10 protein-coding genes are annotated in these 10036 nt (G+C 74.7%); 4 read left to right on the top strand and 6 right to left on the bottom strand.

Annotation, left to right across the window (positions count from 1 at the left end):
- Positions 1-92: 92 nt before the first annotated feature.
- Entirely contained in the window at positions 93-1112 is a 1020-nt protein-coding gene (locus ACFRQN_RS37795; RefSeq protein WP_380745110.1) for a hypothetical protein, read from the bottom strand.
- 130 nt (positions 1113-1242) lie between these two features.
- On the opposite strand from ACFRQN_RS37795, the gene ACFRQN_RS37790 reads away from it, so the two are divergent.
- Positions 1243-1833: a TetR/AcrR family transcriptional regulator gene (locus ACFRQN_RS37790; RefSeq protein ID WP_380745108.1), complete on the top strand. Its 591-nt coding sequence runs from the start codon at positions 1243-1245 to the stop codon at positions 1831-1833.
- Between the two features lie 5 nt (positions 1834-1838).
- On the opposite strand, the gene ACFRQN_RS37785 is transcribed toward ACFRQN_RS37790, so the two are convergent.
- Entirely contained in the window at positions 1839-2498 is a 660-nt protein-coding gene (locus tag ACFRQN_RS37785) for a TetR/AcrR family transcriptional regulator (protein ID WP_380745106.1), read from the bottom strand.
- 115 nt (positions 2499-2613) lie between these two features.
- On the opposite strand from ACFRQN_RS37785, the gene ACFRQN_RS37780 reads away from it, so the two are divergent.
- The gene (locus ACFRQN_RS37780; protein WP_049651400.1) at positions 2614-3357 is read left to right on the top strand and encodes an SDR family oxidoreductase; all 744 of its coding nucleotides are present in this window, start codon (positions 2614-2616) and stop codon (positions 3355-3357) included.
- A 61-nt stretch (positions 3358-3418) separates the two neighbouring features.
- Complete coding sequence (locus tag ACFRQN_RS37775) at positions 3419-3841, top strand: hypothetical protein (protein ID WP_380745103.1); 423 nt, start codon at positions 3419-3421, stop codon at positions 3839-3841.
- Between the two features lie 105 nt (positions 3842-3946).
- Here the strand turns inward: ACFRQN_RS37775 and ACFRQN_RS37770 are convergent, their stop codons facing one another.
- Entirely contained in the window at positions 3947-5470 is a 1524-nt protein-coding gene (locus tag ACFRQN_RS37770; protein ID WP_380745101.1) for a carbohydrate binding domain-containing protein, read from the bottom strand.
- A 345-nt stretch (positions 5471-5815) separates the two neighbouring features.
- Here ACFRQN_RS37770 and ACFRQN_RS37765 point away from each other — a divergent pair, with 345 nt between their 5' ends.
- Positions 5816-6769, top strand: a complete 954-nt coding sequence (locus tag ACFRQN_RS37765) for an aldo/keto reductase (protein ID WP_049658731.1) — start codon at positions 5816-5818, stop codon at positions 6767-6769.
- Positions 6770-6797: 28 nt separating this feature from the next.
- Here ACFRQN_RS37765 and ACFRQN_RS37760 read toward each other — a convergent pair whose 3' ends face one another.
- From ACFRQN_RS37760 to ACFRQN_RS37750, 3 genes are all read right to left on the bottom strand, one after another.
- Positions 6798-7400: a GNAT family N-acetyltransferase gene (locus ACFRQN_RS37760; protein WP_117487287.1), complete on the bottom strand. Its 603-nt coding sequence runs from the start codon at positions 7398-7400 to the stop codon at positions 6798-6800.
- A 103-nt stretch (positions 7401-7503) separates the two neighbouring features.
- Complete coding sequence (locus ACFRQN_RS37755; RefSeq protein WP_049658730.1) at positions 7504-8187, bottom strand: nitroreductase family protein; 684 nt, start codon at positions 8185-8187, stop codon at positions 7504-7506.
- A 145-nt stretch (positions 8188-8332) separates the two neighbouring features.
- Positions 8333-9970 carry an ABC-F family ATP-binding cassette domain-containing protein gene (locus tag ACFRQN_RS37750; RefSeq protein ID WP_074002235.1) on the bottom strand — a complete coding sequence of 546 codons (1638 nt, stop codon included), beginning with the start codon at positions 9968-9970 and terminating at the stop codon, positions 8333-8335.
- Between the last annotated feature and the right edge of the window lie 66 nt (positions 9971-10036).

Raw genomic sequence — 10036 nt, 5'->3', positions numbered from 1 at the left:
CCCGCGCCGGCCGGGGGGGGGGGGGGCGGGGGGGGGGGGGGGGGGGGCGGCCCCCCCCCCCCCCCCCCCCCCCCGCTTCCGCGGCGGGCGGCTCAGTGGGTGCGGTAGTACTCGGCGACGGCGGAGAACGCCTCCTTCGGGTCCCAGGGCAGGCCGGGGTAGGTGGTTCCCACGCGGTCCTCGTAGGTCCTGACGACGCCGTAGCTGGCGAGGTCGAGGTCGTCGCGGGGGTCACCGTCCGGGCGGTGGACGTGGTCGTAGAGGGCGAAGGTGAAGACGAAGGCGGCGTCGACGCCGCCGGCGTCGAAGGCCTCCAGCAGTTCCCGGACGTACGCGGCCTGCCCGGCCTCGTCCCGCTCGTAGACGCCGTCCAGGCGGACCGGGCCCCCGTCGGCGTACTCGACGATGTCCAGGCCGTTCGCGCCCCGGTCGCCGGCGCCGCGGAAGGTGGCGGAGCCGAACTCGGTGACGGCGACCGGCTTGCCCTGGGCGGTCAGGTCGCGGACGCCGCCGGCGAAGCGGTCGGCGGTCTCGGCGGAGCGGTACAGGTCCAGGGAGACCAGGTCGAAGGGCTCCCAGTCGACGCGCTCCAGCGGTACGGCGGCGTACGTGACGCGCCCGCCGAACCGGGCCCGGACGGCGGCCACCGCCTCGGCGAGGAACGCGTTGACCCGGCCGCTCACCGCACCGAGGTGTGCGCGCACCTGCTCGGGCCGGGCGAGCAGGGCGAGGCGCTCGCCGATGCCGGAGCCGGGCAGGAACCCCGGGTTCATCAGGCTGAGTTCGGCGCCGGTGACGAACACGACCTCGGCGCCGCGCCGCCGCAGCCGCTCGGCGCGCTCGGCGCAGTCGGTGAGGAGCGCGAGCATCGCGTCGGCGGTCAGTTCCAGCGGGTAGGGCGAGAACCAGACCTCCAGGCCCAGGTCGGCGGCGTGGCCGGCGGCGAGCTCGATCCGCTCCGGGTCGCCGCCCATGATGCGGACCGCGGTGCAGTGCAGGTCGTCCCGGATGATCCGCAGCTCACGCTCGACCGCCTCGGAGTCGAACCAGGCGCGGGAGTACGCCCCGTCCCTGATGAATCCGGTGTCGTAGCTGATTCCCTTGGTGCGCACGTTCTTCCGCCTTTCCGGCGAGAGAGAATTTACGGTACGGCCAGTACCGTAGTTGCCGACGGCCCGGCACGGCAAGAAGGATGGGGAGGGTACGGGCGGTATCGGCGGGCGGACTGGGCGGAGCGAGGGCATGGCCGGGCAGACGCGGCGGCGCGGGGCGGCGCTGGAGGAGGCGATCCTGAGCGCCGCGGTCGAGGAGCTCACCGGGGCCGGGTACGCCGGGCTGACCATGGACAAGGTCGCCGCCCGCGCGGGCACCAACAAGAACGCCATCTACCGCCGCTGGCCCAACCGGCTGGCACTCGGCATCGCCGCGTACAAGCAGCTCGCGAAGACCGCCCCGCTCCCCGATACCGGTGAACTGCGCGGCGACGCCCTGGAGTTGCTCCGCCAGGCGAACCGCCACTGGAGTTCCCCGCTGGGCGCCGTACTGCGCGAGCTGCTGGCCGCGGCCGGCGGCGCCACGGAGTTCCTGGCCCAGTTGCAGGACCAGTCCGGCGACGCCGTGGCCGCGCCCTGGCTCACCGTCCTGGGCCGCGCGGTCGCCCGTGGCGAGGCCGCCCCCGAGGTGCTGCACCCCCGGGTGGCGACGGTGGCGATGGTGCTGCTGCGCAACGAGTTCATGGCGCGCGGGGTGCCGACGGCGCCGGACGACGTGCTGGTGGAGATCGTCGACGAGGTATACCTGCCCCTGGTGCGCGGGCGCGGCCAGGGGCGGTAGCGGGGCTAGCGGGTGCGGTTCCCCTCGGTGCTCGCCTCGGCGTTCCCGCCGGCGTTCCCCGTGAGCAGTGAGTCGGCGAGCCGCTCCGCGGTGCCCGCGTCCAGCGGCCCGTGCCCGAGTAGGAAGCGGTACCAGAACACCCCGTAGACCTGGTCGGCGATGAGGTCCGGATCGGCGTCCGCGGACAGTTCGCCGCGCTCGCGTCCCCGGGCGAGGAGTTCGCGCAGCGCGTCGCGGCGGGTGGCGGTGAAGCTCCGCATCAGGTCGGCGAGGTGCGGGTCGCGCGCGGCCTCGCGGGCGACGGTGCGCAGTGCGGGGGCGGTGGTGTCGCGCTGGGCTGCCTCGAAGGTGGTGCTGACGAAGGCCCGCAGGTCGGCGCGCAGGTCGCCGGTGTCGGGGCCGGACACGTCCTGGTCGGCTCGGTCGGTGAGGGCGTCGAGCAGGACGGCGCCCTTGGAGGGCCACCAGCGGTAGACGGTCTGCTTGCCGACGCCGGCCGCGCGGGCGATGGCGTCGATGGTGACGGGGGTGCCGTCGGACTCGGCGAGCAGGCGCAGCGCGGCGTCGAGGATCGCGCGGTGGGCGGCCTCGTTGCGGCGGCGTCCGGTGTGCGGGCGTACCGCCGGGGCGGCCTCGGTGGCCTCGGTGCCCTCGGTCTCGCTCATCGTGCTCCCTCTCCTCCGGTGTGCCTCTCCCCGATTCCCCTTGACAAGACTATCAGTCTCGACAACCATCATTTCCGGAACCGACAGTCTCGACAAGTCGAAAGGCCCCACCACCATGAGCACTGCGTCAACCCCCTTCGCCGGACAGCGCGTCGTCGTGATGGGCGGCAGCTCGGGCATCGGCGAGGCCACGGCCACCGCCTTCGCCGCCGACGGCGCCGAGGTCGTGGTGACCGGCCGCGACCGCGACCGGCTGGACGCCGCCGTCGCCCGGATCGGCGGCAAGACCACCGGGCACCCGCTGGACGCGACCGACCCGGCCGCCCTCGCCGCCTTCTTCGCCACGACCGGCGTGGTCGACCACCTGGTCGTCGCGGTCAGCGGCGCGGCCGGCGCCGGCCCGTTCGCCCAGCTCGACCTGGCCGAACTCGCGGCCGGCTTCGACGCCAAGTTCTGGCCGCAGGTGCGCGTGCTCCAGGCGGCGCTGCCGCACCTGCGCGAGGACGGCTCGGTCACCCTGATCACCGCCGCCTCGGCCCGCGCCGCCTTCCCCGGCACCGCCGGACTGGCCGCCATCAACGGCGCGCTGGAGGCGATGGTGCCGCCGCTGGCCGTCGAGCTGGCCCCGCTGCGGGTCAACGCCGTCTCGCCCGGCGTGATCGACACCCCGTGGTGGGACCGCGTACCGGCCGAGCAGCGGGCCGCGCTGTTCGAGGGCCTCGCCGCCACCACCCCGGTCGGCCGGGTCGGCCGGGCGGAGGACGTCGCCCGGGCGATCCACCTGCTGGCCGCCAACGGCTTCGTCACGGGTGTGGTGCTCGACTGCACCGGCGGGGCGAACCTCCCGACCGGCCGCTGAGCCGGCCGCTGGGCCGCGCGGAGCCGGCGGTGCTGTCACAGCTCGCCCGTACGGTTCGACCGTGAGCGTTCCCGAGGTCATCCCCGTCAGCCACCGGCCCGACTACCGCACCGACACCATCGGCCGCTGGCAGGGCGGCCAGTTCCTCGCCTCGGCGCTCTGCCTCGGCGCCGGGCGGTACTACGCCGTCCTGCACCGCTTCGACGGCGCCGGCCGCCACCTCGACTCGCGGATACACCCCGCCGGCGAGGCGCCGCAGGCCCGGCTGCTGCTGGCGGAGTGGCTCGACGCCCTGCCCGGCCGCGAGTACGGGGACATCGCGATCGCCCCGTTCGCCGTGCACGTCGACGGCGAACTGTTCGGCCTGGTGCGCGAGGACTACGAACCGGACGAGGTGGACGACGAGGAGGAGCGGGTCCACTTCGAGCTCTACCCCGACGGCCTGGGCTTCGACGCCCCCTGGTGCGGCTGCTACGACACCTGAGCCGCCCCGGGGCGCGTCACCATGCCGCGTCCCGGTAGGCGAGGCAGGTGGCCGGCCGGCCACCGGGCGTGTGGTCGACTGCCCGGCGGCCGGCGGCCGGTGGGCTCAGCCCGCGTACTGGCCGAGGATCTTCGCGAACTCGTACGGCTGCTGCGGGATGTTGGTGCACTTGGACAGTGAGCCGCCGGTGCAGGCGTTGGCGTCCCGGGTGGCGTCCCAGAAGGAGAGCATCCCGAGGTGGTTCTGCCGGGCGAAGGCCACCAACTGCTGGGCGTCGGCCTGGTTGTAGACCTGGTGGTCGTCGTTCTCGCCGATCATCGGGGTGACGCCGACCATGGCCCACAGCTGGGCGTCGGTCTTCGCCGGGTAGAGCGCCTTGAGCTGGCCGAACAGCGACTGGGCGGCCTGGACGGCGGCGTTGCCGTAGTCCGTCCCGCTCCGGTAGTAGTCCATCGCCATGATGTTGACCAGGTCGACGGCCACCCCGGCGTCCCGGGCGGACTTGACGATGGCGACGCCCTCGGAGGTCAGGCCCTCGGGCAGGACGGGCAGGGTGAAGGAGACCCTGAGGCCCGGGTGGGCCTGCTGGAGCCTGGCGAGGGCGGCCGAGCGGCGGTCGTTGGCGGCGGTGTCGGCGATGGCCGCGCCCTCGATGTCGAAGTCGACGTAGCGCAGGTTGTAGGCGCTCACCACCGCGTCGTACTCGGCGAACAGCGAGTCCACCGTGGTGCAGGCGGCGGCGAGTTCGGTGCCGGCGGCGCCGCCGAAGGAGACCTTGACGTCGCCGCCGGCCGCGCGCAGCGCGTCCACCTGGTCCTTGGCCCAGGCGGTGCGCGGGTCGTAGGCGTTGAACCAGCTGGCCTTGCAGCCGACGCCGGTGACGAAGCCCATCGTGTAGCCCTTGAGGCCGGCGGCCTTGGCCAGGTCGGGCATCGAGGGGGTCGGCCAGGCGCCCATGTCGATGAACGGGGCGACCGGGAGCGCGACGTTCGGCGCCGGGGTGCCCGGGCCGCCGGTGGGCGTGCCGGTCGGGGTGCCGGTCGGGCTCGGCGGGGTCGAACTCGGCGGCGGGGTGGTCGGGTTGCCGCCGCCCGGGCCGGTCAGGGCGATGTCGTCGGCGAGGTAGCCGCCCTGCCCGTACCAGCCGTGCAGGTACACGGTGACGCTGGTGGTGGCCGCCCCGGTGGTGAAACTGGTGGACAGCTGCTGCCAGTCGGCGCCGCCGGCGGTCCAGGTGGCCGGGTCGGTGACGCCGCTGCCGGTGGCGCCGAGGTAGACGTACCGGCCCTGCACCCAGGCGCTGAGCGTGTACGTGGTGTTGGGCTGGACGCTGACGGTCTGGCCGCACTGCGCGGTGTCGCTCGCGCCCACCGCCCCCTTGAGCGCGTACGTCCCGCTGTGCGCGCCGGAGTCGACCGCGCTCCCGGTGTCGGCCGAACAGCTCCACGGGCCGAGCGCGCCGCTCTCCAGCCCGCCGTTGGCGAGCAGGTTGCCGTCGGCGGCGCCGGCGTTCCCGGCGAGGACGGCCAGGCCGCCGGCGGCGAGCGCGGTGGCGGCGGCGAGGCTCAGCAGGGTGGTCCGGCGGGCGGGGCGGCGGTGCGTGGGGGCGTGCTGGGGCGCGCTGGGCATGGGGGTGCCTCTCGGGACGTGGGGGCCGCCCGCGCCGCGAGGGGGAGGCGCGGGGCGGGCGGCGGCCTGGGGTGGTCCGGGGTGGGGGAGCGCGGTGCTGAGCATCAAACTGGACTAGACCAGCTGTGCACGTCAAGCATTTCCCGGCCTCGGACGCCCCGTCAGGGACAGGTTTTAGGAACGGTTAAGACGATGTTGGGCGGTGGTCGCGGCGGGCCCGGGGACGAAGGGGCTTGACCTTGAGTGCACTCCAAGGTGAAAGCTGAAGGCGTTGATCACGCACCACCACGCGAACCACCGCGGCCACCCCACGGGAGCCGCGGAAACCACGACGGGAGCACCACCATGCGCAACGCCTCGTTCGGCACGAGCGGCCCGGAGATCGGCGTCATCGGTCTCGGCTGCATGGGCATGACCTGGGCCTACACCGAGCGGGACCGGGACGACGAGAAGTCGGTCCGGGTGATCCGGCAGGCGCTGGACCTCGGCGTCGGCCTGATCGACACCGCCGACATGTACGGCCCGTACACCAACGAGGAGGTGGTCGGCGCCGCGCTGGCCGGCCCGTACCGGGAGCGCGCCTTCCTGGCCACCAAGGTCGGCATCGTGCCGGGCGGCGCGGGCCAGCAGGAGCGCAACGGCCGGCCCGAGCACGTGCGCCGCTCGATCGACGAGAGCCTGCGCCGGCTGGGCACCGACCACGTCGACCTCTACCAGCTGCACCGGGTCGACCCCCAGGTCCCGATCGAGGAGACCTGGGGCGCGTTCGCCGAGGTCGTCGCGGCGGGCAAGGCCCGGAGCATCGGCCTCTCCGAGGCGGGCGTCGAGGAGATCAAGCGGGCGCAGAGCGTGCACCCGGTGGCCTCGGTGCAGTCCGAGCTGTCGCTGTGGACCCGGGACGCGCTGGCCGAGGTGCTGCCGTACACCGAGGAGCAGGGCATCGCCTTCCTGCCGTTCTCGCCGCTCGGCCGGGGCTTCCTGACCGGCGGGATCACCTCCATCGAGGAGCTGCCCGCCGACGACTTCCGCCGCCGGCTGCCGCGCTTCCAGCACGACGCGCTGCGGGCCAACCTGGCGCTGGTCGGGAAGGTCCGGGCGGTCGCCGAGCGGATCGGCGCCACCCCGGCGCAGGTCGCGCTGGCCTGGGTGCTGGCGCAGGGCCGGTACGTCTTCCCGATCCCGGGCACCAGGACGCCGCGCTACCTGGTGGACAACGTGGGGGCGGCCGGGATCGAGCTCTCGGCGGCGGACCTGGCCGAGCTGGACGCGCTGCCGGCCGCGACCGGCGAGCGCTACTGACGGCGGCGCTGCCCCCGTACCCGCGCCGTCAGCGCTCCCGCACCCACACCAGCTGCCGTCCGGTCTCGCCCGGAGCCCGGACGGCGGCCTCCGCGACCCGGTCCAGCCGGTAGCCGAGCTTGCGCGGGACGGCCGCGCTGGCGCCGTTCGCCCGGTCGCAGCGGATCTCCACCCGGGTGATCCCGGGCAGGGCCAGCGCGGCCTCGGTCAGCGCCCCGGCCGCGGCGGTGGCGATGCCCCGGCCGACGTGCCCGGCGGCGACCCAGTAGCCGATCTCCAGCGCGCCCGGGCCGATCCGCCCGTGCAGGCCGAAGGCGCCGATCACGCCGCCGGGCTCGGCGTCCAGGCCGGCCAGGTACATGAAGTCGGTGCCGGCCTCCCAGGCGGCCGCGCCGGCCCGGGTCAGCTCGGCGGTCCGGGCCCGGGAGGGGGCCTCGGCCGCCCACTCCATCCAGGGCCGCAGGTGGTCCAGGTTGGCGCGGACGGCCTGGTTCAGCGCCGCCGTGTGGCTGCTGCGGCGGCGCCGCAGCCAGAGGCCGCCGGGCAGCCGCAGCCGTTCCGGCGGCCGCCCGGCGGTCGCCTCCACCAGCGGCGGGGCGAGGCCGCAGGGCCGTGGCTGTGCTTGGCTCATGGCGGCGATTATGTCCTTGGCCGGGACCTGTCACCATCGGATATCCCTCTGGTGGCGGGCGCGTCCCCCCGGTGGCGGGCGCGCCCGGCCGCACCCCGGCGCGTCAGAGCCGGACCATCACCTCGTCGAGCTCCTTGCGCCGCAGGTCCGGCACGCGCGCCCCCTCGGCCGGGTAGCCGACCGGGATGACGTACGCGGCGCGCTCCTCCGCCGGGCGGTCGCACACCTCGTTGAGGAACTTCATCGGGCTCGGGGTGTGGGTCAGCGTGGCCAGGCCGGCCTGGTGCAGCGTGGCCAGCAGCAGCCCGACCGCGATCCCCACCGACTCCTTGGTGTAGTACGGGCGCGGCGACTCGGGGCCCTTGTGCACCTCGAACACCACGATCACGGCCGGCGCGTCCTCCAGGAACGGCTTGCGCCAGTCGGTGCCGATCGGGGCGAGCGCGGCCAGCCACTCCTCGGACGCCCGGTGGCCGTAGAACTCGCGCTCCTCGGTCTCGGCCGCCTCGCGCAACCGCCGCTTGCGCTCCGGGTCGGTGATCACCACGAACCGCCAGGGCTGGACGTGCGCGCCGCTGGGCGCGGTGGAGGCGGTCCGGACCGCCCATTCGACCACCCCGTCCGGGATCGGGCGGGTGGAGTAGTCGCGGACGGTCCGGCGCTGCGCCATCACGTCGTGGAAGGACCTGCTGCGGGCCTCGGCCTCGTGGGCGGGCACCGTCATGGGGGTGAGCGGGACGGTCGGGTGGGACGTCCCCGCCACGGCGCTGTCAGTGCTGTCAACCATGGCGCACAGCACAGCACATGACGGCCCCTCCGGGAGGGGGTTTCCGGGAAGAGGTAGAGACCAATCCCCGGAGACCCATCCCGGAGGCCATCCCCGGAGGCCGATCCGGCCGGCGGCCGGTCCCGCTCCCCGGGCCCGGCGACCCCTACAGCTCGTGCGCCCGCCCGTCCCGGACCTCGATCCGCCGGTTCACCGCCACCGTGTCCAGCATCCGCCGGTCGTGGGTGACCAGCAGCAGGGTGCCGGTGTACGAGCCGAGCGCGGACTCCAGCTGCTCGATCGCGGGCAGGTCCAGGTGGTTGGTGGGCTCGTCCAGCACCAGCAGGTTGACCCCGCGGGCCTGCAGCAGCGCCAGCGCGGCCCGGGTGCGCTCGCCGGGGGAGAGGGTGCCGGCCGGGCGCAGCACGTGCACCGCCTTGAGGCCGAACTTGGCCAGCAGGGTGCGCACGTCCTCCGGCGCGAGCTCCGGCACGGCGGCCGCGAAGGCCTCCAGCAGCGGCTCCCCGCCGAGGAACAGCCCGCGCGCCTGGTCCACCTCGCCGACCACCACGCCGGAGCCCAGCGAGGCGCTGCCGCCGTCGAGTTCGAGCCGGCCGAGCAGGGCGGCCAGCAGCGTGGACTTGCCCGCGCCGTTGGCGCCGGTGATGGCGACCCGGTCGGCCCAGTCGATCTGCAGGTCCACCGGGCCGAAGGAGAAGTCGCCGCGCTTGGCGACGGCCGCGCGCAGGGTGGCCACCACCGAGCCGGAGCGCGGCGCGGTGGCGATCTCCATCCGCAGCTCCCACTCCTTGCGCGGCTCCTCGACCACGTCCAGCCGCTCGATCATCCGCTGGGTCTGCCGGGCCTTGGAGGCCTGCTTCTCGGTGGACTCGGTGCGCTTCGCCTTGGCGTTCTTGTCGTTGTCGCTGCTCTTGCGGCGGGCGTTGCGGACGCCGTGCTCCATCCAGTTGCGCTGCATCTGGCCCCGGGCCTCCAGCGAGGCCTTGGTGTCGGCGTACTCGTCGTACTCCTCGCGGGCGTGCCGGCGGGCCACCGCCCGCTCCTCCAGGTACGCCTCGTAGCCGCCGCCGTACAGGTTGACCTGCTGCTGGTGGAGGTCCAGCTCCAGCACCTTGGTCACGGTGCGGGCCAGGAACTCGCGGTCGTGGCTGATCAGCACGGTGCCCGTGCGCAGGCCCTTGACGAAGGACTCCAGCCGCTCCAGGCCGTCCAGGTCGAGGTCGTTGGTGGGCTCGTCGAGCAGGAAGACGTCGTAGCGGGAGAGCAGCAGCGAGGCGAGGCCGGCCCGGGCGGCCTGGCCGCCGGACAGGGCGGTCATCGGCAGGTCCAGCGAGACCTTCAGCCCGAGCGAGTCGGCGACCTCCTCGGCGCGCTCCTCCAGGTCGGCGCCGCCGAGGTCCAGCCAGCGCTCCAGGCCGACGGCGTACGCGTCGTCGGCGCCCGGCCGGCCCTCGACCAGGCCCTCGGTGGCCTCGTCCAGCGCGGCCTGCGCGGCCGCCACACCGGTGCGGCGGGCCAGGAAGTCGCGCACCGACTCGCCCTCGCGCCGCTCCGGCTCCTGCGGCAGGTGGCCGACGTTGGCGCTCGCCGGGCTCAGCCGCAGCGAGCCGCCCTCGGGGGTGTCCAGGCCGGCCAGCAGCCGCAGCAGGGTCGACTTGCCGGCGCCGTTCACGCCGACCAGGCCGATCACGTCGCCGGGGGCGACGACCAGGTCCAGGCCGGAGAAGAGGGTGCGTTCGCCGTGGCCGGCGCTGAGGTCCTTGACTACGAGTGTGGCGCTCATGATGAGCCCGATTGTAGGAGGAGCCGGGCGTCCGGCCGAAAAGACGGGGGCCGCGGCCGTCGCGGC

Origin of the sequence: Kitasatospora sp. NPDC056800, from assembly GCF_042789775.1 — a bacterium.
Taxonomy (GTDB): Bacteria; Actinomycetota; Actinomycetes; order Streptomycetales; family Streptomycetaceae; genus Kitasatospora.
This window is presented reverse-complemented; position numbering and strand designations above follow the sequence as displayed.